This is a genomic window from Methylobacterium sp. FW306-05-D, from assembly GCF_058782155.1.
Genome location: NZ_JBYSXL010000033.1, coordinates 24939 through 49381, shown reverse-complemented (window position 1 = coordinate 49381; position 24443 = coordinate 24939). Strand labels below are relative to the sequence as shown.

Here is a 24443-nt window from a genome sequence, read left to right as displayed (position 1 = left end):
GAATCAGTAGCTCCTCGCTCGTACGCGCGACTGACCTCCAAAATTTTTGTTTTCCGAATGGTGCCCGCTGTTCGGAGGGTCCAGGATCGCCGTATACGGTTCATAGAACCTCCGCAGACATCCTCTCGAATCTCCAGCGCCCAAAGAAATTGTATTCAAGGAACAGAGTATATGATGCTCGTCCCTGCTATTATCATCGTAAATGTAGTTGTGCTGTCTATAGCGGCACTGAATTTTATGCTTCCATCCGCCTCTATATTAGACAAGCTTTCGAATCTGCCTGCCGCTTGGGGAGCGTGTTTGGGAGCTCTGTTGGGGCTTTGCGGAGTCGCCTGGACGACGAAAAAGGGTTTCGAAAATCTCATTAAAGCCCAGTCTCATCGCGCCGAGATCGAGCGCGCAGCTCGCGAACACCAGGGGCAACTCAACGATAACGCAGCAAGAGAAGCCAAGAACGCACAGGCTAGAACTGTCGCTGCTGCACTTATGGCTGAGTTCACGACGCTGCTAAACGATATTCACAGTCAGATGACCATACTACGAACCCAGATTGCATTACTCAGAGCGGCTGGCCGAAATCCCCCAGCGTCAATGCTAAGCTTGAGACCAGCAACTTGGCATGTGCCCATTTGGGAGAAAGTCATGCCCGACATCGGTCTCCTGGGCCCATCTATCGCCGGAGATGTGTTTTCAATATATAGCAGAACGAGATTTAAAAATACTGGGGAACAAGTGGCTTTCCCAGACGAGAAAATGGCGATGGCGGTTTATGAGCACATGCACAGCAATTTTCTCGAATGGACGGAAGATCTCGTCTTTGTTAATGCACGGCTTGGCGCTTTTTTCCGCGGCGTCGAAGACACTGGCTCGCTGTACAATTCACCGCAGAGCAAGGCACGTAGAGAAAAACTCGCGATAGAACTGTCTTCGTTCTAAATACGATGGGAACTTAGAAATCAGCCCCGCGGCTTTATATGGTAGGGCTTAATCTGAATCGGACGCGGGACGTCCTGGGCGAACGTCCGCCTTCTGAACCCAGGCTCCGTTGGCTGCGAGATCAAGGGCGCGGGGGTCGACTCCTGGCGAACCTCTGCCGCCTCCTCAGGCTCCTCGCCCATGTCCACCGGGCCGCGCAGATGCGCAGGGGGCGACGCGAGCAAGACGCGCTGCGTCGGTGTCACGTCCCGCATCGGCGGCTCCGCCTCGTCGTCGCTTAGATCCACGATCAGGCCGGGGCCGATCTTCACCCCGACGTTTACAACGGTGCCCGGCCGCAAGTCGGTACCCTCGAGGTGGCGGACAGCTTCCAGGGCCACGCGTTTGTCGGCAGCCGAGGCGTTCGGTTCGAATCCGTCGTCGCGCAGCTTAAGCGCAAGGGCCAGGTTCCTCGGGCCCTCTGCGGCGCGGACGGCTGTCATGCGCCGGAACAGCTCGGCCCGGAACTCTGGCATCGCGATCAGATTGCCGGCCTTCCACTTCGGCACCCCAGATGCGCGGGCTGCATCGGCCCATGGCATGCCTTCGACGAGGCGATCGAGGAACCGCACCTCCGCGAAGTTGAACCCGCGGTCTTTCATGTCGGCTCGGATCTTCCGCCGGGCGGCGATGTTGCTGCGGCGTCGTTCGTTGGGTGTCATCACACATCCCCTGCCATGCTGTCCGCGATCTGCATCTCAAGCGCGATGGCGAAACCGCGTTCGATCTCGTCGATTGTGGCGTCGGGCAGACGCGTCAGGATCTCCGCCGTCCAGCCCGCCGGTGACGTTCCGGGGGCGCACACCTCCCCGTTGACCAGCCATTCGGCGATCTGCGCAGCATGGTCAGCCATGGTCACATCCTCCGGGCCAGGCCAGAATAGGCGCCGAGGACCTGCCGCCGATCGAGGGGGGCGAGGCGGTCCAATGCCTGGGCCGCTGGTTCCAGGGCGCCCGAGTCGGTTTCAGCCTCGGCAAGGCGGAGGCAGAGGTCCCGCGCCCGCGGACCGCAGTAGGCGCGCGCCAGGGCGCGCAGGCTGCGCAACCGGGCGCGCTGTTCGCTCGGGTCCAGCCCGGGCGCCCAAGGGCCGAAGCCGGCGCTCATGCGGCATCGTCCAGCACGCGTCGCGCCTGAGGCGGCAGGGAGAGGCTGGCCCGGGTATGGTCCTCGAGGCTGCCGTAGATCGCGCTCGACGGGCCAGTTCCCATCTGCTCCTGCAGACCGCTGGCTGATAGGGCGGACATGAGCGGGCCGGCGTGCGTGAGGCCGTCGATGATCTGGCCTTCGACGATGCCGAGCGATCGAAGCTGTTCGAGCAGTGCGCGCCGCTTGACCAGCAAGCCGGCTGCCTTCTGCATCGCTGCATCGGCGTCAGCGCTGAGGCAGCCGGCTTCCTCGATCAGAACCTGGGTCGATCGGCAGCGCCGGCGGTAGCTCTCCACCTTCTCCCGCTCGCCCGCTTCGCGCTGGAGCTTCAGCGCTGTCTCACGGGCGGCGGTCAGGTTGCGGCTGCTGGTGTCGAGGAGACGCGCCCGCTCCTCGACCTGGCGCAACTCGGTGATGGCGTCGGCGTCGTCGGTCGCCGCCGCATAAGCGAGTTGGCACCGGCGCTCCTCCACGGAACGGGTCTCCGTCGCGTTGTCCCGGAGGCGCTCGTCGAAGGTCGCGACGTCCCGGGCGTAGTCGGATGAATTCTTGGCGGTCATGGGGGCCTCCGGTCCAGTGGTGGGGGTTGGCCGCTTAGAGCGGCCAGCCGTTGGCGTTCTTCGGGGGCTCGTAGTGCTTTGCGTCGGCGCGCTGCAGGTTCAGGGCGTCGTCGGCGGCCATGGTGCGGACCGTGGGCGGCAACTGGATGCCGGCGAGGTACGGGGCCAAGCCGGCCGCACTGATCGCCTGCAGAAGGGGCATGCGGTCCTGGTGCCGGCCAAGCGATCGGACGGCCGGGATCTGTACCGCCAGGGCGGCCCGTGCATCCAGGGCGGTCTTCAGAGAGGCGAGCGCCGTGTCGACGGCGGCACTCTGGATGAGGAGGGAGGCGAAGTTCTCGCTGTCCGTAGGCATGGTATGTCTCCTGAGTTACGATTCATCGACGTCTGACGTGTCAGCGTCGATCGGTCTGAAAGGCTTGTTGCCCTTCCAGTCCTTCTTCTTCGACGCAGCCCATCCGAGCCTGCGCAGAATGGCGGTGATCCGGTTTCGGTCCCTGGTGTCGACGCGACTGATCGAGCTAAACCCTAAGGAGTCGGCGGCGATGTCACGGACGAGGACGCTAGATTTGCCGATCAGGTACTCGCGGACGTCATCTTCCCAGACATCGGACTCAAAGCGCGCTTCCTGCTCGGGCGCGAACAGCTCGGCTTCTTCCTCGCGGCTCGGCCACCAGGGGACGCCGTTCCGATACTGCACGACGGCCTCGGCCAGGAGCTGATCCCGATCCTGGGTCAGCGCAGCGAGATCGATGCGGCCGAGCTTCACAGGCCAGAAACGGCGCCCGCCGGTCTCATCACGCAGAAACGCGTCGCTGTTCGTCGTCCCCACCAGGATGCAGCGACGAGGCTGGATCACTTCGCGTCGGCCGTACGGAGGCCGAAAGCGCTCCTCCTGACGGGTGGTGAACGCCTTCAGCTCAGCAGCTGTCGCCTTCGACATCTGGTTGAGCTCGGCAATCTCAACGATTGTACGTCCGAGCAGGTGCTGGCTCGCATCCTTCCCCGTGAGCGATTCCGGCAAGCTGTCCGAGAAATGTCGGCCGCCGAGTACTCGAAGCGTGGTCGATTTTCCGGCCCCTTGAGCACCAATCAGAATCGGGACGTGATCAACTTTACATCCCGGTTGATACGTCCTCGCGATGAGAGAGATCAGCATCTTCGGGCCGATAGCCCTGACGTACGGGGTATCGGCTGCACCGGCGTGACTGATGAACCAGGTGTCGAGCCGCTTCACTCCATCCCATACGAGATGGTCGAGTTCGTCGCGGAACGGATCGAATGATGCTTCGTGAGCTACGAGGTCGATGCCGTCGGATATTGCGTCCTTGCCGATGCGCGGCAGACCGCAGTTCCGCTGTACGTGAATCTGAGCCAGGGAGGTGTCGGTGTCGGAAAGCGGCCGGGTGCTGAAGCCCTCGGCCTTCATTCCAGGCAGGGGACGCGTAAGCATGCATGCGCTTGCCCGCTCGTCGAAGGCGAACGCTCCTTGGAACTCAGGCGCGTTCCGCAGCGCAATCTCGGCGTTCGAGGTATTGGCGTAAGGTTGCCCCCGATCGTCCCGAGCATAAGCATCCTGCCAATCACCGGTCGATGCCGAAGGAGGCGTGCGAGCTTGGCGCCGTCCCTTCAGCGGGATCGGCTCGTTTGGCTGGCTGAAAACGGGATCATCGACCGAGGCGAGCTTGCCCATCAGCGGGCCCGATCTGGAATGGAAGCGAGGATGCGGCTGGCCGGCAGCTTGCCGCTCAGTAGACGGGCCAGATCTCGGCCGTGGTCAATGTCCTCCGCCGCGATGGGCCCCAGCGCGTCGGGCAGCCACTCACGAGCCGATGCGCGATCGAGAATGACGACGCCAACGCATGAAGCGCGCAACCAAGCCAGCGGGGTACGGTGCACGCGAAGCGCGCGGCCGCCATAGAAGCTGGCGGGATTGCGTATTTGCGCCAGGCCGAGACCGGTGGCAGCTCCGATTGCTGTTGCAACATCTGCGGGCCGATCAGGGTGCCAAAAGACGAGGTCAGCGACTGTGACGCCATCCGGCTCGAACGCCTCGATGGCAAGGTGGCGTTCACCGTCGGGGTCGATGTAGCAGCGTTCGAGCCCGCGACTGGCGCGGATCAGCCGAAGCAGGCCGGCATGCGCGAAGATCTCCGGAATGGCTTCGCGCGGGATGCCATAGTCGGCGACATGGGCGGTATAGCTGTTGTCGTAGAATTCGGTGCGGATCGCATCGAGTTCCCGATTCCGCACCCACAGCGGAGTGGACTGCGCAGAAGGCTCTACGTTACTCATCACGGGCCTCCCTGCCGACAGCTGCGGCACATCGATCGACCACGGCTCGAGCTGCCGCGCCGAGCGACACCCATGCGTCAGGCTCCGGCTTCTCGGTGGAAGCCGGCTGTTGCTTTGAAGTCGGGTGGCCAATATTGCTTCGAGCGTGATCCGCGTTACCGCGCGGTCCCGTTCCGAAGCCCGTCCGCGCTCCACTCGCGGGCGGGTTTCTTTCGTCGAGCACTATGCAGCGATCTGAACATCGCTGGTCGAGCGACGGCGGCGCTCTGCCTTCCAGGTATCAATCGCCGTCTCTTCGTAGAAAACGAGATGCCCGGCCTTAATATACTCCGGACCATCTCCGGACATCCGCCACTTTGCGAGGGTGTTTGGCCTGATACCGAGCATACCAGCAACAACAGCGCTTGGGATTAGCTTCGAAGGGCGCGGGGTATTCATCAACTTCGTCCCTCGTCATCGCCGGGCAATCGGCCTGAACGAGGAGAAATTTGCAGGAGCCTCTATCCCGCTAAAAGGTAGGTGCTATTGCGGGATTTTGGGATGGTCGCCTTCTTTACCCTGAGTTCGTGCCCGCGATACCCTGTTGCGAAGCGTCTTAGCGCGTTGCTGTATTTCGGCATTGTCGTGAGGGCGTCGTAGTATCTCATCAGTAGAGGCCGCGATGACAATTACAAGATATTCTGCCGCCTCCTTGTCATCGCGCGCAATCCCCTCTGCTTTTACGATGTCAAAAAGCTTCATAACAACATCATCTGTGTAATATTCAGGCGTATGGCTGGGCGGGCCTTTCTTGCTCAGCGCGTTCGGAAGACCAAGGGCGCGGGCTACAGGATCGTCGTAGACAACCTGGAACCCGGGGACGAATTCGCGAGCAAGCTTCTGAGAAATCAGAAACCACGTGGCCGGGCTTTTCAGATCCAAGCCCATGCTGTCCGCTATCAATTCGAACTTGCGCAACATCTCTGCCGACACGTACGGATCGGTTTCCACGATAAGCCTCCCGGCTTCGTCGTGACGAGCCATTCTGTGCTTGGCATGTATTGGCGTCCGCAGTTCCCGATCGAGACTTTTTTCGTCCCTCGCCTCATCCGACATGCGTCTTCCTCATAGCCATGATGTCGGCCGGCTCCTGGCCGGCAAGCGCCGCCGCGATCGATCCGCTGATCGAATCCGATGCATGGCGCAACGGATGATCCGCAAGGTGCGCGTATCTCGATGTCGTCTCCGGCCGCGAGTGGCCAAGTAGCCGGCCGATCACCTGCAAGCCCAGACCGGAACCGGCGCCTACGCTGGCGAAGCTGTGGCGGAGGTCGTGGATACGCACACCGCCAAGGCCCGCATGCGTCGCGATCCTAGTCCACGGCTTGTGCAAATCAGACCGCGGCTTCTCACCACCCGCCGCCTCTCCGCCCACTTCCGCCACCCGGGTGTAGCCTGGGATTACGTAGGTGCCGACGCGCGGCAAACCCGCAAGGATCACCATGGCAGGGGCGCCGAGGACGACAGGCTTCCGTCCTGTCTTTGAGTCGGCGAGGAGAAGCAATCCCCGCTGTAGATCAACCTCCGACCAGCGGAGATGCAAGATCTCACGAAGTCGGCAGCCCGTCAGAAGCAGGAGACGAAGAGCGGCAACGGCGAAAGGATCGATCACCACCTTGCGGTGCTCAGCCCTTGGTCCGCCCCTCAGCTTCTTGTCGGCGGACCAAGGCAGACCGTCTGTTTCTGCAAGCCGCAGCGTGTCTCCCAGAGAGCCAATCTCCTCCATGGACAGGTAGCGCTCGCGCCCTTCCTCCCGGTACTTCTCGATGTCGCGTACCGGATTGACGAAATCCTTCGGCAGAAGATCGGCCTTTGCTGCGTACGTGAACACGGTCCCCAGGAGCGTTAGGACGCGGTTGGCGGTTACTTGGTGATCGCGACCGATGGAACGATGCAGCTTTACGACGTCGGCGCGGGTGATGCTCTCAGCCTTCCGGCTTCCAAGCGCCGGTTCGATGTGGACCTTCACGTAGCTGTCGAAGGTCACCGCCGTCCGCGGCTTCTTCGTCGCCCGTATCTCGCCCATGTAGGCGGCAACAACCTCGCTAACGGTGCCGGCTTTCCTGCTGGTGGAGCGATCGCCGGCGGGATCTTCGCCAAGTTCGACACTGGCGAGTAGGCGGCGAGCTTCACGCCTGGCCTCTTCGGGAGAAAGCGTCGACATCGAGCCGAGCGTCAGGCGCTTCTTCGAGACGCCGCGCCCTCCGCCATCAGGGCGGTACTCGATGATCCAGGAGCGGCTACCGGAGGGCATGGCGCGCAGCCCGAAGCCCTTCAGTTCCTCGTCGAAGAAGATCGTGGGCCGGGCGATAATTGGCAGAGTTGCGAGCGTTCGGCGGTTGAGACGTACGACGGGCATTCGAGTGATCTCCGCGACCATGTCGCCACCATGTCGCCACCGCGACAGGAACGAGCAGGAATGAGGGGAGATGCAGAGGAACTAGCTAGTCAAGCGATCTCAACGGCTTAGGAATGTTCAGCAACGTTAAGGAACGTCAAAGAACGTGGATATGTTTATTTCCCAAGCTGAATGTCGTCGGTTCGATCCCGATCGCCCGCTCCATAGATTCCCCCTCGCTTTGTCCTCGGGCCTGTACAGCGGTTTTTGCTGGCATCCTGATGCCTTCCGCTCCGGCACGGTCGGCGGGGACATTCTCTCGCTCCCGTCCGCATCGGCGATTCGAAGAATCGGGGTGTTCCTCCCTCCTCCCCGGACCTCCAGCAGGGAATCGACTCCGACGGTAAGACGTCGGCCGGCTCGTCCCCCCTGGCCAAGCTGTTGAACTCGACGATGCGCGGCGCCCGAGACCTGGGCGATCGCCTCGCCGCCCCCACTCCAGCCGTAGCGGCAGCTTCACATCCGGCTCGAGTCTCGGCAGACAGGATCGATACGACGGCGCACCGGGAGTGCCCGACGGGTCGTTGGAACGACCGCGAGCGTCTCTCGTGGTCAAGCGCCATGGAGCCGGGTCTTTCTGACGTGTCCGCTCGGCGCACGCGATGGCCTGCCGGTGACGCCCCGGCGGCCGACGGTGCCCCCTCCGGATTCGCGGAAGGGGGACCGTCGGATCAGGGCTTGGCGGTCTGCGCTTTCTCGGCGTCCGCAGTGCGGGCCTCCACCGACACCATGAAATCCTCCGGCGTCTTGTCGATGAAGTCCTGGATGCTCCGCTGCAGCTTCGGTGCGTCCTGCGCGGGCGGGCAGCGGGGCTCCGGGCGCTTGTCGACGCCGGCCTGAAGCTCGGCCTCGAGCGGGCCCATCTCGTTGCGCAGGACGGCGAGCTTTTCCCCGAACGCGGCACGCTGCTTGCCCGTCGTGGGGACATCGCATTCCTTCATCGCAGCCTCGAACATGGCGCCGAGGAAGAAGGCCTTGATGCGCGCCTCCGCGGGCTGTGCCGCGACCGGTGCCGCGACGACCTTGGCCGGCGTGGCATCGCAACGGCGCAGGCTCTCGTAGGCCTCCGGGAAACCCGCAAGGTCGAAGTCCGCATCCGCCCCATCGAGCTTCAGGACCATCTTCTTGGCGGCAAGCAGATTCGGAACGATGCTGTCCGGCAAAACCGTGCTGAGAATTTGCCCATCCCCGGTCCAGGTTGTCTTGGCGATGGCAACCTTCTTGTCCAGGAGGAGGGGCACGCGGACCTTTTCGTCCTTGTCCCAGGTCCAGTGCTCGTAGACGAACGTGATGTAGGCCTGTCCGTCGGACAGGATGAAAACGAGTCCGTTCTCCGCATTGTCGTCGGCTGGATCCTTGTACGACTTGCTCATCATGCAAGTCTGCGCCTTCGCGTTTGGGGCGGACCGCTCGATGTCCCAGCCCTTGGCCTTCTCGAAGGGGATTTCACCTTTCGCGAGCGCAGGAGCCGCGACGAGTGTCAGGCAGAGGGCGAAGCCCGTGAGGGTGGAGATGCGCGTCATGGCTGTCCTTCCGGCGGCGGGATGCCCCCACGACCTGTCCGCCGGCGCGGTCGAACGAGGCGCAGAAGGCAGTGCCCGAAGACGATAGCTCTGGATGGCACAGGATTGCCACCGCGCAGTCCAAGACCATCCGACGATCATCGGAAGGTGGTAAACATGACTCATCCGTCGTCGGAGCCGACTTCTCAGACCGGCCGGTCAACGTGAGCAGATCCCTTGATTTGTTTCCCGCTTGGCGGATGATGTCGGACGGAATTTTGCTGTCCCGATCAAGACTCAAATCGCGGAATTCGAATTCTGTTCAGTATCGAGGCCGGCAACTCCGCGACCCTTGCGCCGCCGGGCGGAAGCAGCGTCGAGAGCAACCTCTCGGTTGGTGGTGAGCGGACCCGTCCACTGCCCGGCTCGGGCGACTTCGGGCCGACCCGCATCGACGACCGACGCGGCGGGCTGACGGGCCGCGCGAGGATTGCGTTGATTTCCCCGACGCATTGAACGACTGACTTGGATCAGATCTGTCGCGATCAAGGCGATCGAGGCCCTGCAGCATCGCCCTGTCGAGGAACGGAAGGACTGGTCCGTCGCGGCGGCAGCCAGGGCTCGTGCCTCGGTACTCGAGAGACAGACCGTCGCGAGGGCGATGACTGCCGGGATCACGCCTGTCGATGCGAAGACAAAACTTCGGGCCCACGGGGCTCCAGCAGATAAGGAAGGTGATCGATCCGCTTTCGTGAATGCAGAACGATGCTGCATCTTCCCCAGCCGAAACACGGCTCGAGCCGTGACTGTCGGACCGCTCTTGACTAGAACTCGATCAATCCGACGATCCGAGGTTCTGCAAGCCGCATGACCATCGTTCCCACCCTGAACTTCAATACCGATGGTCTTGATCCGGCCCATGCGTTTGCATCATGGCGGGATCTGATGGCCCCGATCATCCGGGTCGAGCAATGTGAGGGGGCCGCGCCACCGCGCGGCAATCTCTCCTGCACGATGCTCGGCGACATCCTCGCCAGCCGGATGGTCTTCACGCCGCAACGCATGATCCGAGACCGCCGCCACGCAGCGGTGACCCCCGATCACCTGACGTTCATGCTCTACGTCTCGGGAGGATTGACGGGCGAGATCGCAGGCTGCGCGGTGCTGCAGCAGCGGAACAGGGTGATGGCTGCCGACATGGGGAGAGAACTGGATGCGCGGGGCGCGCGCTCCAGCGCGATCGGGCTGACAGTCCCTCGCCGGCTCCTGGCGGAGATCGAGATCGAGCGCATCCCGATGTTCTTCGATCCGGCGCGCAATAGATTGCTGCTCGCGCGCCTGCATGCGCTGTATCGGCTTCTTCCGTCGACACGGATGGACGACATCGGGGATGTCGCGGCCGAGCTGACCGGGTTCGTGCGGCGCCTCCTCGACGGATCCTCGGCCTCGGACGTTCTCCAGGGGCGCGAACTCGACGCGGGCCTGGTGGCGATGGCCGAGCGCCTGATCGACCTGAACCTGCCCTCATCCGAGCTCTCTCCCGCTTGGCTTGCCGAACGTCTGGGAACGTCACGGACCTCGCTCTATCGCGCGTTCGAGCGGACGGGCGGGGTCATGCACCGCGTTTGGGAGAAGCGGCTGGAGGCAATTCGCACGGCGTTGGAGGACCCGCTGGAAACGCGGTCGATCACGCGCTTGGCGGGCGAATTCGGGTTCAGGACTCTCGTCCATCTGAGCCACGCCTTTCGAAGCCGCTATGGCGTGGCGCCTCGCGAATGGCGCCACGCCTATCCTGGTCGTTCGGCTCTGACGTTCGAGCGGTCCCCCGCCCAGGCGCACGACTGGTACGAACGACTCGGCCAGCGCTGATCCTTCGGCGAAGTCTGCCGGGCCACGAAGGGTGAATTCGCCGCGGCAGCATCCGTAGCTATGCCGCCTTGGTGCGCTGCTTGCCTCTGGGCTGCTCGACGTCGGTGCGATCGGCCGCCCGCCCGAGGCCGATGGACTTGGCCAGTTCAGAGCGACGCGCCGCGTATTCCGGAGCCACCATCGGATAATCGGCCGGAAGACCGTAGCGTTGCCGGTAGCTCTGCGGATCGAGCCCATGACCGGCCAGGTGCCGCTTCAGGGTCTTGTAGGTCTTGCCATCGAGGAAGCTGACGATCCCATCCGGCGTCACGGATTTGCGGATCTGCGAAGCGCTCGGCTTCTCGGGCGCGACGTCTTCGGCACCATGTGGGGCGCCGGTGACGAGGCCGGTCAGAGCGGCGTGAACGCTGCGGATCAGGTCTGGGAGATCGGTCGGCCGAACCGGGTTGTTCGACACGTAGGCACTGACGAGGTCGCCAGTGATTGCGATGAGATCGGGAGTTTCCTGAGTGGCGCCATCAGACATATCGATGATCATCTCCATCTATTTCAAGTCAAACTGGACCTTTATCACTTTCCATGAGCCATCGCTCTGGTTACGATCCGATTAATGGCCTTCGGCCGAGGCTATTGGGGCAGACATCGCCGCAACCGGTGATTTCAGCGCCGCCGAGCCACACCGCGACGGCGTCGAGCAGGCCGAAGCTGTGATCGATCCGGCTGAGCGGATACGGCCCGCTGTCCATTGGCGGATCTGATCCTCCCCCCGGTTTCACGGACACCTCCGATCCGCTCGTTCCGGGCGGGGACGGTGTTCGATGGCCAAGACGAGACGCGGGTTCACCCCCGAGTTCAAACCGAAGTCTTCCCCAGCGGCTCTTCCGCTACGCCAACGCTCCCATGGAGGCCTTCCTCCAGACCCTCAAGGTCGCGCTCGTCCGCCACCGACGATGGAGGACCCGGGAGGCGGCTCGCCGATCGCGCCGCGCCCGCATCGGCCGCGCCGTTCAGTCCTCTTCATTCAAGGCAGCCCATCTCGGGCGGTGCCGTCGAACAGTTCAACGAACAGGTCTGTTCGGCCCTGCAGTACCATTGCAGCGAACCGCGACTGATGCAGGAAGCCGCGCAGTGCTTGTGCGGCACGCCGATGGGCTCGGTGACCCGGCCGCCCGCGGGCGTGAACTTGACGGCGTTGTCGAGAAGGTTCGACACCGCCTCGAAGATCAGGCTGCGATCGCCCGCGACGGGCGGCAACCCATCCGCGACGTCCAGGACCAGGGCGACCCCCTTCTCCTCGGCCAGCGGCGCGAACAGCTCCCCCGCTTCGCTCACCACCAGGCGCAGGTCGACCGGACCGAAGCCGGACGCCACGGGGGCATCGCCGCCCTTTACTTGCGCGACCTGCCGTTCTCGGTCTCGGCGGCCATCGGCTTCATCGCCACCTTCGGCATCGCCATCCTCAACGGCGTGGTGCTGACGAGCTACATCCGCGACCTGGAGCGCCTCGGCCTCGATCCGCGCGAGGCGGCGACCCGGGCCGCCGAGATGCGCCTGCGGCCGGTGCTGATGACCGCCCTCGTGGCGACCCTCGGCTTCCTGCCGATGGCGCTCTCGACCAGTGCCGGCGCCGAGGTGGAGCGCCCCCTGGCCACGGTGGTGATCGGTGGACTCGTCACCGCGACGCTCCTGACACTGGTGGTCCTGCCGACGCTCTATCCCCACCTGGCGCATCTCCGGCTGCCCTGCCGCCGCCGCCGGGCCCCCGAACCCGTCACGCCCGCCCGGCGCGACCGGCCGCCGCGCATCGATCTCTAGGATGCGCGCCCGCCGTCGCTCCCCGGCGAGGCCGCCCTGCACCGAGCCTCCGGTCATGAGCGCGATCTCACGCGCCGCGTCGGCCGGGATGATCCGGAGCTGCACGGGGCACTGTCGAAACGGCCCGCGCAGCGGATGATTGTGCGGTGGTCGCGCGTCTATTGGGAACCTCCTGAAGCTTGGGAGTCGTCAACTTCACCCGCCCGGAGCAATTCGGGCGGGATTTTCGCGCCTGTTGCTGGATTGTTGCTGCGAATCGATTGCGGGTCGTGTGAGATCGACGTGTTGAGGTCGACGCCCGATCAACCGTTAGGTCTCACGCCCATGCCCGCCCGGCTTCGGCCGCGGCGGGTTTCTTCGTTCACCGACGGTCTTTGCTTCGCTCCGGCGGACCGGCATCCGGCCGATCCGCCGCCGGGGCGCGGGTTCCGAGGGCCTCTCGCGCGCGGTCTCGCGCGCGGAAGGCACGCGGAGGCTTGCGCGGGATCGGCCTCGGACGTCAGGGTGGCGCGGGTGGATGTCGGCTTCGATCCGCCGAACGTGGTGATCCGGGACGGGCCCTGTGCTGAAGGCGGTTGATTGGAGTTCGCGCGGGCTCCTGTACCTGGTGGTGGCCGCGGCGCCCCTGCCGTTCGGCGCGATCGAGCCGCTCTGGACCGGCCTGTTCCTGATCCCGGCCGCGCTCAGCTGCCTGAGCGCCCCGTGGGGCCGGACCCTGCCGCCCCTCCGGCGGCCGGCGGCCTGGATCGTGCTGTCGCTCCTGGTCGTCCTCGCCGTCACGCTTCTCCAGTTCCTGCCCGACCCGTGGTTCATCGCGCCGGACCCGATCTGGGCCGCCGTCGCCCCGCAGATCGACCGGACGCTGCCGCCGCGCGCCTCGGGCATCGCGACCCTGCCGTGGGACACCCTCGGCCCGTCCCTCCTGTTCGCCCTGACGGCGCTGCGGGCCCTGCCGATCGGGCTGGATCGCGAGGCCGCCACGCGGCTCTTCCAGGTGATCGCCTGGTCCGGGCTTCTCTACGCCGGGATCGGCATCGTCCAGCTGGAGCTCGAGCCGGATCGCGTGCTCTGGGCCGCGAAGACGGCCTATGTCGGAAACCTGACGGGCCCCTTCGTCAACCGGAACACGGCCGCGACGTATTTCGGCAGCGTCGCGGTCCTCTGGCTCATCCTGGCGCTCCGGGCCTGGTCCGGCTCGACGCGGCTGCGCCGCCGCCTCTGGCGGGCGACCACCATCGCCGGATGTCTCGCCTGCTTCGCGGCCGTGACGCTCACCGGTTCCCGCGCCGGCCTCGTGCTGACGGCGGCGGCCCTGGCGCTGACCCTGATCCTCCTCCTGCCCACCTACGTCACGGTCTGGCGCTATCGGAAGCGGATCGCGCTGGGTGCGGTCGTCGCCGGCCTCGTCCTGATCGAGACCTGGGGCGGCCAGGTCGGTCAGCGCGTCCAGAGCCACGGCTTCGCCGATCCAAGCCGCCTGGAGATGTATCGGATCGCCCTGGCGATGGTGGCGGATCGCCCCTGGCTCGGCCACGGGGCCGGCTCCTTCGAGGCGGCCTTTCCGCCCTATCGCGGCGAGGCCCTGGGGATGTTCGGCGTCTGGGACATCGCCCACAGCACGCCCCTGGAGATCGCCGTCGAGTGGGGCTTGGTCGTCCTGGCCGTCCTCTGCGCGCTCTGGGGGGCGGCGATCGTCTCCCTCTGGCGCGTCTGCCGCAACAGAGGCCGGGGGCGGGACCGGTCGGTCGTGGTCGCGGCGCTCAGCGTCGGGGGGCTCGGCACCCTGCATTCGATGGTCGATTTCTCCCTGCAGATCCCGGGCTACGCCGTGGTGTTCGCCGCCATCGTGGGCTGCGGGCTCGGACGATCCCGGCGCCTGAGCGTCGACAGGCCGGCGCCCGGTCAGCCGCCGGTCCCGGCGCGGGTCGGCGCCGGGGCGGCCTCGGCCGCGCCGGCCTGAGGGCCGCCGCTCCGGACGGCCCGGGCGCGGAGAGCCCCGCCACGGGAGAAGGCCCGGGGCGGAGGCCGCCGCGAGGCCGGGAGACGCTGGGGAGACGCTTGGAGGCGAGTCGCCTGGAGGAGGCGAGAAGCCCGGGCCCGCGGCCGGTCAGGGGGATCGATCCCGATCCCTGCTCCAGCCCCATTCGCGGATGGGCGCCGAGGTGCCGAGCCGTTCGCCCCGTCGCGGCGGCTCGCCGCCGGCACCGGCGCCACCGGCCCGGGGGGCGTTCGCATTGCCGCGCACGATGTCGCCCTGCACGATCGCGTGTCCGGAGGCGACGGCCAGGATCAGCTGTGTCGCGTAGGCGCGCGGTCCGCTTCCCTTCAGCGACATCCCGGGTCCCCCCGGGCGGAGCTTGCTGCCGATGAGGCCCCAGGGCGGCGGCGCGGTGATCCGGCGAATCCCGAGCCCCCGATCGATCAGGGCCGCCGCCGCCTCGACCTGTCCGTCGAGGAGGAGCATCCCCGGCCGGGTGATCCGAAACGCGTAATTGCCGTCGTCGTCCACTTCCACCAGGGAGGCCAGCTTCAGGGACAGGGCCTGGCAGGCGATGTCGACGTGCTCACGGGTGAACTCGGCCTCGAGGCTGAGGGGCTGCAGCGCCAGTCCGGACGTCCGGCAGGAGACCCGTTCGAGGAACAGGCGGCGTTTCGATGGCTGAGACATGTCCCTCGATGAACCGATCGCGCAGGCCGGGCCGATCACGGCCGCCAGCATGGCGCCCGGAACGTTAGAGAGTGGTTGCACCCCGACCGGAAATGCGGCGGTGCGGGCGGCGCCCCGGCGGGCCCTCCGTTCGCACCCGGGGGGGAGAAGACCCGACGCGGCGCGAGACCCTGGCTCGGCGCAAGATCCCGGCCCGGCGCGAGAGCCGATGGTGCCGTCCCTCGGGCCGACGCTCTTCGGCTCAACGCTCCTCGAATGCGACGCCGACCTCGGCCGGACTCCGCCAGGCGACCCGCGCGGGAATGTGCTCGGCGCCGATCTGCAGCGTGAAGCGGTCGGGGATGCCCAGGACGCTCACGACCTTCAGCCGCGCCCCGCCCTCCGAGCGATCGAGGAGGGCGCAGCTCACGGAACCGGAAAAATCGATCAGGATGCGCGCGCTTCCGAACTGCGCTGCGCGCTCGTGCGATCGCCTGTCCTGCATCGTCCGATCCTTCCTCGGCGATCCGCCCTTCCACGCGCATCGTTTCGCCCGGGACGCGTTAAGATTGGGTAGTGCGCCGTCGCCCGGGGGACGACGGCGCAAGGATGCCCGCGCAGACCGCCGCGACATCGAGCGACGGATCGCCATCGCTGTCCCGAAGGGGCGATCGATCCCTTGCTGTTCGCCGATACCGCCCTCTGTGTAGGGACAGGATCGCCCGGGAGGCCGACATGACGAAGCTGTTCATCGCCAAGATCCGGTCCGCGGGCGGGACGAAGCCGCTGGTGACCGTGCGGGCCGCGGCGGAGGGCGAAGCCCGGCTGTTCCTCGAGGCGGCCTATCCGGAGGACGAGATCCTGGAGGTCGCGGAGCCGAGCGGCTGGGCCAGCGACGCCGATACCGGCAGTGCGCCGGGCGATGTCCGCGAGCATCCCGGCGTCGCGTGGCAGGCTCCGTCGAGCCACGCGGGATAAGGGCCGGGCGCGCCGCGCCGGCCCCGAAGGCTTACCGGCCCCGAAGGCTTACCGGCCCCGAAGGCTTACCGGCCCCGAAGGCTTACCGGCCCCGAAGGCTTGCCGGCCCCGAAGGCTTACCGGCCCCGAAGGCTTACCGGCCCCGAAGGCTTGCCGGCCCCGAAGGCTTACCGGCCCCGAAGGCTTGCCGGCCCCGAAGGCTTGCCGGCCCCGAAGGCTTGCCGGCCCCGAAGGCTTGCCGGTGTGGTGGAGGCTTGCCAGCCCGGCGACCGGCGGGTTTCTAGGCGCCCATGCCGATTCGCCGCGAAGACCGCGCCTTCTACCCGATCGACTGGCCCGAACTTTCGGCGGTGATCCGCTTCCGGCGGGCGCGGGGGCGGTGCGAGGGCTGCGGGCGCCCGCATCGCCGGATCGTCTGTCATCTCGGCGACGGGCGCTGGTGGGACGGGGACGCGGACACCTGGCGCGACGGCGCCGGCCGGCGCATCGCCGTCGCCCTCGGGACCGACGACCTGCTCGGCACGGTACGCACCACCCGGGTCGTCCTGGCCACGGCGCACCGCGACCACGACACGGCCAACAATGCCGGCCGGAATCTCGCCGCCTTCTGCCAGCGCTGCCACCTGATCCACGATCGCCCGGAGCATCGCCGCAGGCGCTGGCGCACGCTCTTCCGCCGCAAGGCGATGGGGGACCTGTTCCACGGGCCCTATCCGGGCGCGTGAGTCCAAGATGGAATGCGTGAGCCCGGGACGGACGCGCCGGGCGCGCCCGCGCGACGCCGCCTCACGGAGCGACCGGAGGCACCGCGCGGCCGTCGGTCGGGGGCGGCGGTCCGCTATCCTAGGCGGAGGGACCCGGCATGCCCCGGAGCACGGCTTCGTGCAGGAGGCGGAGCCAGTGAATCGCCTCCCTGGCCTTGGCCTCGGCGATCTCCGCCCGTCGCTCGGCATCGGCGACGAGGGTCCGGCTGGCATTGTTCGCGTCGACGATCGCCTCGATGTTGGCCAGCGTGATCGACCAATCGAACTCGTCGGCTTCCGTCCGGGCGGCGGGATCGCTGCGCCGCGACAGGGTCCCGGTGAAGTTTTCCGGAATCAGGCGGTTCAGATCGTCGCTCGCATGCGGAAACGAGGTGTTGAAGATGTTCCGGATACGGTCCGCCTCCTGATCGATCGAATCGACGGGAACAGGTTTCTGGGCGGGTTCCATCACGCATGCACCTTGGTCTGACGCGGCTAGTCTGCTTTCATTGAAGCGAAATCTCGTAAAGATCGGATTAAAGTCAGTGGCTCCGGCGCGGTCCCGGCGAAGAGCACCCGTGACGCTTCACCCCCGCGAGCCGGCGATGGCGGTGCGGGGCAGGGCGGTGCTGCCGGTGCGGGCGACGCGAGACGGTCCTGCCCGCTGCCGGCGGCCGAGGGAACGGACCGGTCCCGCCCGCCCGTGGCGAGGCCCTGGACCGGCTCTCCAGAATTTCCCACGGCGGGTCTGCGGGATAATGCCGACCGAGGTCGCATCGGCTTGATGTCGCCGGGCCCGTTCACTATCGAGAGCGTCATGGTTGGGGCACGCCGCTGAATGATGAGCTCCGGTGCTGGCCTCGCCGCCGTCATCCGCTGCCTCTGCGTGGCGGCGATCGTCGGCGCCGTCCTTCAGCTTCGTGCCGTCGCCCTCGCGCCCGACAACGGCGCCTCGACGGCGATGTCGATCCTGCGGGGGCACCATTTCGACATCGAGACCCTGAGGGCGCAGGCCAACCGGCGCGACAAGGCGTCCCCCGTCTGCGCGGGGCGCCGGATGCGCCACTGGCTGGTCGTCCGCTCGCAACTGGCCGGCGCGCTGATGCAGCGCGCCGACATCACCGGCATCGACGTCGAGCTGTGGGAACTCGACCGGCGCAGCCGGAACCTGCTGGCCTGCTATCCCCGCGACGGACTCGGCTGGCTGACCCTGGCCTGGATCGAGATGAACAGCACCGGCGTGACCGAGGCCACCTTCCAGAAGCTGCGCAACTCCTACGCTTTCGCGCCCCGGGAAGGCTGGATCGCGGCACAGCGCAACCGCCTCGTCCTCCAGCGCTATGGATCGATGCCGCCCGACCTTCGCGACCGCGCTGTCGCCGAATTCGTCGAACTCCTCGAGGGCCGCTTCGTCGACGAATCCGTGGCCACGTTCCTGTCGCTGAAGCCGGCCCTGCAGACGCTGCTCATCGCCCGGTCGGCCGGCGTGTCCGTGCTCTGGCAGACCAAGTTCCAGCAGGCCTTGAGGCGGCTCGGCGTCGAAATCCGCATGCCGGGTGTCGCGGTCAAGCCCGACCGGCCCTGGCTCTGAGCGCCGCGGCGCGGTGATCGACGCCTCGGCGGGGGCTGGGCCGCCGATCGGATGCGCTAGCGCGCGTAGCCGAGCGCCACGCGGCGGGCGGAGGCCGGCACGTCGAGCCAGGTGTCCGGGTTCCCGGCGGCCTGGATCTTGGTCCAGTGATAGTCCGTCTGCGTCCAGGGCCGGATGTCCGGGTGGAGGTTGTCGAGGACGAGGTCGGCGGAGGCGTGCCGGACGACGAGGACGAGGTGGCCGACGCCCTCGGGCGTGACCACGACCGCCAGCGACAGGGCCCCGATCGGCCAGCCGCGCGCGAGGAGTTCGTGCCGCTTCTGGAGCGCGTAGGTGTTGCAGTTTCCCTGGCGGGCCGTCAGGGACCAGGCCCCGGCCTCCGAGAGACCGGCCTTGGGGGCGATCCGCTGATTCACGGCCTCGTTGACGGAGGCCAGCTCCTTCAGCCGCGCCGGCGTGAGGTCGAGGGGCTGGTCCTGTCCGTCCGGCGTGCAGTCCCGGGGCGCCCGCTGGCAGAACCGCAGGTAGGCGAAGGGCGCGAAGGCCGGCCGTCCGGCGAGGATCGAACCCGCCGGCCTCGGCTGATCCCTCGCGTCGTCCGGCCTCTCCGGCCGGGCGGCGGCGTCGCCGATGCCGAAGATCCAGAGACCGACGAGCATCAGAGCCGCGGACAGCCCGCCCGCCGGCTTCGATCGAAGCGAAGATCCACGCCGTGCCAAACCCAATCTCCACCGAGGCGGACGGGCACGGTGGAGCGACGACCGGTCCCCCCTCCATGCGAGAGGGAAGCCTAGGTCCGGACCCTTAAGAATTTTCGGCCGCCGACGGCCGCGACGCCCGAACCGTCCAACAGGGTTACGATCGAGGAAACGCCGGGATCGGGCGGCGGCCGGCGCGCGACACCGGGGAGGGTCGTTTACGTCACCCGGCGTTCAGGCCGCTCCGTCCGGCGGGTCGGCCTCGGCCAGGACGAAGTCCACGCCCCGCGCCACGACCGCCGGATCGTAGGCGTGCGGACCGTCGTATTCCACGGATGTGACGTCGTAGCCGGCCTCCCGCAATCGCGTGACGTGGACACGTGCACTACGGTCGACCGGGATCTGTTCGTCGCGCGTCCCATGCGACAGGAAGATGCGCGGCGCGCCCGATTGGAGGTGGACGGAAAGGAAGCCGGCGGAGGAAACCAGGAGGTGGGTGACCACGTGCCCGTTGGCGAGGCCGAGGGAGAGCGTGTAGCTGCCGCCGTCGGAATGGCCCGCGAAGACCAGATGTGTCGGATCCAAAAGGTAGCGACTGCTGACCTCGGCCAGCGCCTCGTCGACCCGCTCGCGGTCAGGGCCGTGGCCGCCGATCACGAGGTCCCAGGTGGGAAACACCGACTGGGGCGCCAGCAGCAGGAACCCCCGGGCCTGGGCATGTGCCTCCAGCATCGGCAGAATTTTCTCCGCGCTGCCGCCTCCGCCGTGAAACAGCACGACGAGGGGAGTCGGCCGGCGCGGGTCGATCCCCTCCGGCACCACGAGGATCGCATCGCGTTCGGCGCACAGGCCGAGGCCGTGGCGGCCCGGGGGCAGGGGGGCCTTCGTGGGGAGGCGGTGCGCGAAGGCGAGCCGGCCGGCGAGGCGGGGATCGATCATGCGGGGAACCTGCGTCTCGGGAGCATCGGTGGGCGCCGTCAGCCGGTCTTGTCCGCCGGGAGCGGCTTGATCTTCAACTGGTCGATGAGCCAGCGCCATCCGCCATCCGCCTGACGCCGCGCGGTCTCGGCGGAGATCGTCCCGTTCGGCAGCCGCGCGAAAGTCATGGCGAGATCGCCATTTCTGATCGCCGGAAGGGTCTCGGCGGCGGGGAAATCGGACTTGCGAGCCAGGAGGTCGGCATAGAACTGCCGGATCTCGGCGTGACCGGTGGCCACGACCTTGCCGGCGGCCAGCACCGCCTCGCTCTCGTAGAGGGCGACGAGACCGTCCACGTCGCCCGCATTGGCGCGTTCGTTGAAGAGACGGGCAAGGTCTTCAGGCTCGTGGGCAAGGGGTGCGCTGTCGCTGGACGCGGGGGGCGATGTCGTCATGGCGAATCCTTCCTGGAAGACGCTGGGAGGTTCAGATCAGAAGCGTGCCGGCGCCGTCGCGTACCGAGACCGACACGGGGATGCCGGTCTGAACGCTCTCGGAGACGGTGCAGAAGCGCTGGAACTGCTCCAGCACCCGATCGATGCGTGGCACGGCATCGGCGGTCACCCCGAGGCTGATCGAGACCGCGATACCGGTGATGCGCAGACGGTTCTCGGCGTTGCGGGTGACCTCGCAATGCGCCTCGGCCCGGATGCCGTTGGCCTCCTGCTTGTATTTGCCGAGGGCGAAGACGAGGCTGGCGCAGAGGCAATTCGTGACCGACGAGACGAGAAGCTGTTCGGGAAACGGGCCGTCGCCGTTGCCGATGGGAACGGCCTCGTCGACCACCAAGTGGGGCAGGATTCCACCGAAATCGATCGCGAACGTGTAGCCCTCGATCTGGGTGATCGTGATGCTCGGGCCTGGACCCATGGCGGCTCTCCCCTGCCGGTTCTCATTGCCCGCGACGTACCGGTTTGGTTCGAGAACGCCGTCGGCGCGGCTCGGGCTCCGACGACCGGTTGACGAGGCCCCCGCGATTTGACACCTTGTCCTTGTTGGCATACCAAATACCAACGATTGAGACACTGAAAAAATCAAGTCCTCGCAACGCTACCGGACGGCTTCACGCCCGACGGATCAGGAGAGGAGTGTTCCATGCCGATGGATGAGTGCCGTCCCGCCCGAGAATCGAGCCCGCAGCGTCGGTGAGGCGCAAGGCGGAGACGGCATCCGCAGCCTGGACAGGGGGGATGGGGGTCAGCGCATGACGAGCCCGATCGATTTTGCCGCGCTGGTGGCGGCGGCCGGCGATGCCGTCGTGGTGTCGGACCCGAGTGGTGCGATCACTGTCTGGAATCCTGCTGCGACGCGGATTTTCGGCTACGCGGCTGAGGAGGCGATCGGTCAGCCTCTCGATCTCATCACGCCGGAGCGACAGCGCCGGCGCCACTGGGAGGGCTACGCCAAGACCATGCAGACGGGGGTGACCAAGTACGGCGCCGACGTCCTGCGCGTACCGGCCATACACAAGGATGGTCACACGCTCTCCATCGCCTTCACCGTCGGGCTGATTCACGGGCCCGACAATGCCGTCACGGGCATCGCCGCGATCATCCGCGACGAAACCCAGCGCTGGAACGACGAGCGCGAATTGCGCCGCCGCCTCGCAGACCTCGAATCCCGCGTCGCCTGAAGGGGACGCGCGACATAACGCCGGGACCGCTCACGACGGGAGCCCGGCCAACCCAGAACCCGGATCGACCGGGCATGCTTCGAACTCCGACAAACGTCTAAGCCAACAGGGAGAACGCCACGATGAGCAAGCCGCTCGAGGGTATCAAGATCATCGATTTCACCCACGTCCAGGCGGGCCCGGCCTGCACGCAGCTCTTGGCTTGGTTCGGCGCCGACGTGATCAAGGTGGAGCGCCCCGGGGCCGGCGACGTGACCCGTACGCAGCTTCGCCACGTCGAGGATGCTGATGCGCTCTACTTCACGATGCTGAACTCCAACAAGCGCTCTCTGACGCTCGACACCAAGACCCCTGAGGGTAAGGAAGTCCTCGAGAACCTGATCAAGCAGTCCGACGTCATGGTCGAGAACTTCGGCCCCGGTGCCCTCGATCGCATGGGCTTTTCCTGGTCGCGCATCCAGGAGCTCAACCCGGGCATGATCCTCGCCTCGGTGAAGGGCTTCTCGGACGGCCACCACTACGAGGACCTGAAGGTCTACGAGAACGTGGCGCAATGCGCCGGCGGTGCGGCCTCCACGACCGGTTTCTGGGACGGCCCGCCCACCGTCAGCGCCGCCGCCCTCGGGGACTCGAACACGGGCATGCACCTCGCCATCGGCATCCTCACCGCGCTTCACCAGAAGAACAAGACCGGCAAGGGCCAGAAGGTCGCCGTCTCGATGCAGGATTCGGTGCTCAACCTCTGCCGGGTGAAGCTGCGCGACCAGCAACGCCTCGACGCCCTCGGCTATCTCGAGGAGTATCCGCAATACCCGCATGGCGAGTTCTCGGACGTGGTGCCGCGTGGCGGCAATGCGGGCGGCGGCGGCCAGCCGGGCTGGGTGCTGAAGTGCAAGGGCTGGGAGACCGACCCGAACGCCTACATCTACTTCACGATCCAGGGCCATGCCTGGGCCCCGATCTGCAAGGCGATCGGCAAGCCGGAATGGGAGAACGACCCGGCCTACAACACGGCCCGCGCCCGCCAGGACAAGATCATGGACATCTTCGGCACGATCGAGGCCTGGCTCGCCGACAAGACCAAGTTCGAGGCCGTCGACATCCTGCGCAAGTTCGACATCCCGTGCTCGCCGGTGCTGTCGATGAAGGAGATCGCCAACGATCCGTCGCTGCGCGCCAGCGGCACCGTGGTCGAGGTGCCCCATCCGAAGCTCGGCTCATACCTGACCGTCGGAAGCCCGATCAAATTCTCCGACATGCAGGTCGAGGTGAAGGCTTCGCCGTTGCTTGGCGAGCACACCGACGAGGTCCTGCTCGACCTCGGCTACACCCAGCAGCAGATCGAGCAACTCCACCAAGCCCGCGCCGTCTGAGGCAGCGTGAGGCGGCAGCCGCCCCCTGGGGGGCTGCGAACGAACTGTTAGACGGCGCGTCGAAAGGTGCGCCGTCTCTTTTCGTTTGGGGCGTGGAACTTCGGTGTATCCGCCGGCGAGGTCGATCCTCTGCCGAAAGCTACGATCGCTCCAGGCCGGAGGGCTGGGGCTACGTCCTGAAGCCGACGTCGCACGCTCCTAAGATCGTGGCGAACGATCAGCCTGTGAAATGGCGCCACCGGAAGCATGTCGAAGCGATCGACGGCACTGCACGTGACGACCACACCGTGATCGTGAACCGAAGGTCCTGCGCTCAGACGCAAATCATGACGTCGAGGTGCCGATCCCGCTCCTCAAGGATCAGCATGTCCGCATCGGTGGACGCCACAAGGAAGTTCCAGCCTTCCTTCGACGCGCAGCGATGCCCGGGCGCGACCGCTGTACCCACCAATCGTCCTTGTGCCGAAGCGCGTGGAATTCATCTCGCGCACGCGGAATGCCCACCACATGAGCGGTCGCGGTCCCTCGGTGCTGGGAGGCCATGTTTGGACCGCTGTCACCGCGACCGGTAGGGGGGAGCGACTGGACATCATAGAAGTCTCAATCGGATACCGGCCGGAAAACGGTCGTAGGAGACGGTGATGAAAGACCGTGCCTCTGACGGTCACGACCCAGACGTTAGCTCGTATGGCTACATCTCACGTAAAGTGCTGTCGCGCCCTTCGGGGCATGTGCTGCGATCAGCGGATTTCTTGCCCAGAGGTGATCTGAATGGGCATCAAAGATAGCCTTCCGTGCTCATCCGCGTGCAATCGAGGCCCGAACCATACGGCAAGCCGTGTCATCGACGGGGGAACGAGGCGCGGTGTCGGTGTCTATCGCAGCGGGAAGGTCCCCCAGCGCTTCGTAGGGAAGCCAACCGCTGAAGGGCTCGAGGGCATCCGGCTCGGCTGGGCGGTACCAGCGCCAGACCTGGCGAGCTGCGCTCGGCGCGTACCAGCGACCGGGTCGGCCCTCGGCCAGAATCGGCCCGAGGGTCAGGTGATTGAGCCAGACCCGCGCGACGGATTGCGGAGCCGTACTCATCGGGCGCCAGATCGGGGGCATCGGAGATCTCCGGGGCGATCGGGTGGAATTGAAACGGGCGCGGGGGCCAGGACTTGGTGTCCGGCCCCCGCGGGTCATCCTGGCTGGTTGGGTCAG

At 66.4% G+C, this 24443-nt stretch carries 29 protein-coding genes and 1 pseudogene; 9 read left to right on the top strand and 21 right to left on the bottom strand.

Annotated elements, in window-relative coordinates; translation table 11 throughout:
• The first annotated feature begins 171 nt into the window (after positions 1-171).
• Entirely contained in the window at positions 172-936 is a 765-nt protein-coding gene (locus AC3WLN_RS13220; protein ID WP_492481862.1) for a lysis system spanin subunit, read from the top strand.
• Between the two features lie 20 nt (positions 937-956).
• Here the strand turns inward: AC3WLN_RS13220 and AC3WLN_RS13215 are convergent, their stop codons facing one another.
• From AC3WLN_RS13215 to AC3WLN_RS13170, 10 genes are all read right to left on the bottom strand, one after another.
• On the bottom strand, positions 957-1637 hold the full coding sequence (locus AC3WLN_RS13215) for a hypothetical protein (RefSeq protein WP_492481860.1): 681 nt from the start codon (positions 1635-1637) through the stop codon (positions 957-959).
• A complete protein-coding gene (locus AC3WLN_RS13210) occupies positions 1637-1828 on the bottom strand; it encodes a hypothetical protein (protein WP_492481858.1) in 192 nt (63 codons plus the stop codon). Before AC3WLN_RS13210 ends, AC3WLN_RS13215 begins: the two co-directional genes overlap by 1 nt.
• A 2-nt stretch (positions 1829-1830) precedes the next feature.
• On the bottom strand, positions 1831-2079 hold the full coding sequence (locus tag AC3WLN_RS13205) for a hypothetical protein (RefSeq protein ID WP_492481856.1): 249 nt from the start codon (positions 2077-2079) through the stop codon (positions 1831-1833).
• A complete protein-coding gene (locus AC3WLN_RS13200) occupies positions 2076-2681 on the bottom strand; it encodes a hypothetical protein (RefSeq protein ID WP_492481854.1) in 606 nt (201 codons plus the stop codon). Before AC3WLN_RS13200 ends, AC3WLN_RS13205 begins: the two co-directional genes overlap by 4 nt.
• A gap of 34 nt (positions 2682-2715) precedes the next feature.
• Positions 2716-3036 carry a hypothetical protein gene (locus AC3WLN_RS13195; RefSeq protein WP_492481852.1) on the bottom strand — a complete coding sequence of 107 codons (321 nt, stop codon included), beginning with the start codon at positions 3034-3036 and terminating at the stop codon, positions 2716-2718.
• A 15-nt stretch (positions 3037-3051) separates the two neighbouring features.
• Entirely contained in the window at positions 3052-4374 is a 1323-nt protein-coding gene (locus AC3WLN_RS13190) for a virulence-associated E family protein (RefSeq protein WP_492481850.1), read from the bottom strand.
• A complete protein-coding gene (locus AC3WLN_RS13185) occupies positions 4374-4976 on the bottom strand; it encodes a hypothetical protein (RefSeq protein WP_492481848.1) in 603 nt (200 codons plus the stop codon). The genes AC3WLN_RS13190 and AC3WLN_RS13185 overlap by 1 nt, the downstream gene beginning before the upstream one ends.
• Positions 4977-5498: 522 nt before the next feature.
• A complete protein-coding gene (locus AC3WLN_RS13180; protein ID WP_492481846.1) occupies positions 5499-6071 on the bottom strand; it encodes a hypothetical protein in 573 nt (190 codons plus the stop codon).
• Positions 6061-7395 carry a tyrosine-type recombinase/integrase gene (locus AC3WLN_RS13175; RefSeq protein ID WP_492481844.1) on the bottom strand — a complete coding sequence of 445 codons (1335 nt, stop codon included), beginning with the start codon at positions 7393-7395 and terminating at the stop codon, positions 6061-6063. The genes AC3WLN_RS13180 and AC3WLN_RS13175 overlap by 11 nt, the downstream gene beginning before the upstream one ends.
• 689 nt (positions 7396-8084) lie before the next feature.
• Complete coding sequence (locus AC3WLN_RS13170; protein WP_492481842.1) at positions 8085-8936, bottom strand: hypothetical protein; 852 nt, start codon at positions 8934-8936, stop codon at positions 8085-8087.
• Positions 8937-9782: 846 nt separating this feature from the next.
• Here AC3WLN_RS13170 and AC3WLN_RS13165 point away from each other — a divergent pair.
• Positions 9783-10784 (top strand): helix-turn-helix domain-containing protein, encoded by a 1002-nt coding sequence (locus AC3WLN_RS13165; RefSeq protein ID WP_492481840.1) that lies wholly within the window; start codon positions 9783-9785, stop codon positions 10782-10784.
• A 58-nt stretch (positions 10785-10842) separates the two neighbouring features.
• On the opposite strand, the gene AC3WLN_RS13160 is transcribed toward AC3WLN_RS13165, so the two are convergent.
• The 3 genes from AC3WLN_RS13160 to AC3WLN_RS13150 form a co-directional block, all read right to left on the bottom strand.
• Positions 10843-11310 (bottom strand): Ros/MucR family transcriptional regulator, encoded by a 468-nt coding sequence (locus tag AC3WLN_RS13160; protein WP_492481865.1) that lies wholly within the window; start codon positions 11308-11310, stop codon positions 10843-10845.
• Positions 11311-11380: 70 nt separating this feature from the next.
• Positions 11381-11530, bottom strand: a complete 150-nt coding sequence (locus AC3WLN_RS13155) for a hypothetical protein (RefSeq protein ID WP_492481838.1) — start codon at positions 11528-11530, stop codon at positions 11381-11383.
• 271 nt (positions 11531-11801) lie between these two features.
• Positions 11802-12155 (bottom strand): sensor histidine kinase, encoded by a 354-nt coding sequence (locus AC3WLN_RS13150; RefSeq protein WP_492481864.1) that lies wholly within the window; start codon positions 12153-12155, stop codon positions 11802-11804.
• Between AC3WLN_RS13150 and AC3WLN_RS13145 the strand changes: the two are divergent.
• Both AC3WLN_RS13145 and AC3WLN_RS13140 read left to right on the top strand, forming a co-directional pair.
• Positions 12156-12599: pseudogene (locus AC3WLN_RS13145) on the top strand (efflux RND transporter permease subunit); the annotation flags it as partial. It abuts the gene before it with no gap.
• 562 nt (positions 12600-13161) lie between these two features.
• Positions 13162-14559: an O-antigen ligase family protein gene (locus tag AC3WLN_RS13140; protein WP_492481836.1), complete on the top strand. Its 1398-nt coding sequence runs from the start codon at positions 13162-13164 to the stop codon at positions 14557-14559.
• 147 nt (positions 14560-14706) lie between these two features.
• Here AC3WLN_RS13140 and AC3WLN_RS13135 read toward each other — a convergent pair whose 3' ends face one another.
• Together AC3WLN_RS13135 and AC3WLN_RS13130 are read right to left on the bottom strand one after the other, a co-directional pair.
• On the bottom strand, positions 14707-15267 hold the full coding sequence (locus AC3WLN_RS13135; protein ID WP_492481834.1) for a hypothetical protein: 561 nt from the start codon (positions 15265-15267) through the stop codon (positions 14707-14709).
• 241 nt (positions 15268-15508) lie between these two features.
• The gene (locus tag AC3WLN_RS13130; RefSeq protein ID WP_492481832.1) at positions 15509-15751 is read right to left on the bottom strand and encodes a PilZ domain-containing protein; all 243 of its coding nucleotides are present in this window, start codon (positions 15749-15751) and stop codon (positions 15509-15511) included.
• A 230-nt stretch (positions 15752-15981) separates the two neighbouring features.
• Here AC3WLN_RS13130 and AC3WLN_RS13125 point away from each other — a divergent pair, with 230 nt between their 5' ends.
• Positions 15982-16224: a hypothetical protein gene (locus tag AC3WLN_RS13125; protein WP_492481830.1), complete on the top strand. Its 243-nt coding sequence runs from the start codon at positions 15982-15984 to the stop codon at positions 16222-16224.
• A 290-nt stretch (positions 16225-16514) separates the two neighbouring features.
• The gene (locus AC3WLN_RS13120) at positions 16515-16949 is read left to right on the top strand and encodes a hypothetical protein (protein ID WP_492481828.1); all 435 of its coding nucleotides are present in this window, start codon (positions 16515-16517) and stop codon (positions 16947-16949) included.
• A 118-nt stretch (positions 16950-17067) separates the two neighbouring features.
• On the opposite strand, the gene AC3WLN_RS13115 is transcribed toward AC3WLN_RS13120, so the two are convergent.
• The gene (locus AC3WLN_RS13115; protein WP_492481826.1) at positions 17068-17436 is read right to left on the bottom strand and encodes a hypothetical protein; all 369 of its coding nucleotides are present in this window, start codon (positions 17434-17436) and stop codon (positions 17068-17070) included.
• Positions 17437-17805: 369 nt separating this feature from the next.
• Here AC3WLN_RS13115 and AC3WLN_RS13110 point away from each other — a divergent pair, with 369 nt between their 5' ends.
• Complete coding sequence (locus AC3WLN_RS13110) at positions 17806-18558, top strand: hypothetical protein (protein ID WP_492481824.1); 753 nt, start codon at positions 17806-17808, stop codon at positions 18556-18558.
• A 56-nt stretch (positions 18559-18614) separates the two neighbouring features.
• Here the strand turns inward: AC3WLN_RS13110 and AC3WLN_RS13105 are convergent, their stop codons facing one another.
• The 4 genes from AC3WLN_RS13105 to AC3WLN_RS13090 all read right to left on the bottom strand — a co-directional run bounded on the left by AC3WLN_RS13105 (position 18615) and on the right by AC3WLN_RS13090 (position 21104).
• Positions 18615-19217, bottom strand: coding sequence for a transglutaminase-like cysteine peptidase (locus AC3WLN_RS13105; RefSeq protein WP_492481822.1), 603 nt, complete (start codon positions 19215-19217; stop codon positions 18615-18617).
• Positions 19218-19490: 273 nt separating this feature from the next.
• Positions 19491-20195 carry an alpha/beta hydrolase gene (locus tag AC3WLN_RS13100; protein WP_492481820.1) on the bottom strand — a complete coding sequence of 235 codons (705 nt, stop codon included), beginning with the start codon at positions 20193-20195 and terminating at the stop codon, positions 19491-19493.
• Between the two features lie 38 nt (positions 20196-20233).
• Positions 20234-20629 carry a YybH family protein gene (locus tag AC3WLN_RS13095; protein ID WP_492481818.1) on the bottom strand — a complete coding sequence of 132 codons (396 nt, stop codon included), beginning with the start codon at positions 20627-20629 and terminating at the stop codon, positions 20234-20236.
• 31 nt (positions 20630-20660) lie between these two features.
• A complete protein-coding gene (locus AC3WLN_RS13090) occupies positions 20661-21104 on the bottom strand; it encodes an OsmC family protein (RefSeq protein WP_492481816.1) in 444 nt (147 codons plus the stop codon).
• Between the two features lie 334 nt (positions 21105-21438).
• On the opposite strand from AC3WLN_RS13090, the gene AC3WLN_RS13085 reads away from it, so the two are divergent.
• Entirely contained in the window at positions 21439-21867 is a 429-nt protein-coding gene (locus tag AC3WLN_RS13085) for a PAS domain-containing protein (protein ID WP_492481815.1), read from the top strand.
• A gap of 122 nt (positions 21868-21989) precedes the next feature.
• Positions 21990-23240, top strand: a complete 1251-nt coding sequence (frc, locus tag AC3WLN_RS13080) for a formyl-CoA transferase (protein WP_492481813.1) — start codon at positions 21990-21992, stop codon at positions 23238-23240.
• A gap of 313 nt (positions 23241-23553) precedes the next feature.
• On the opposite strand, the gene AC3WLN_RS13075 is transcribed toward frc, so the two are convergent.
• A complete protein-coding gene (locus AC3WLN_RS13075) occupies positions 23554-23688 on the bottom strand; it encodes a hypothetical protein (RefSeq protein ID WP_492481811.1) in 135 nt (44 codons plus the stop codon).
• Between the last annotated feature and the right edge of the window lie 755 nt (positions 23689-24443).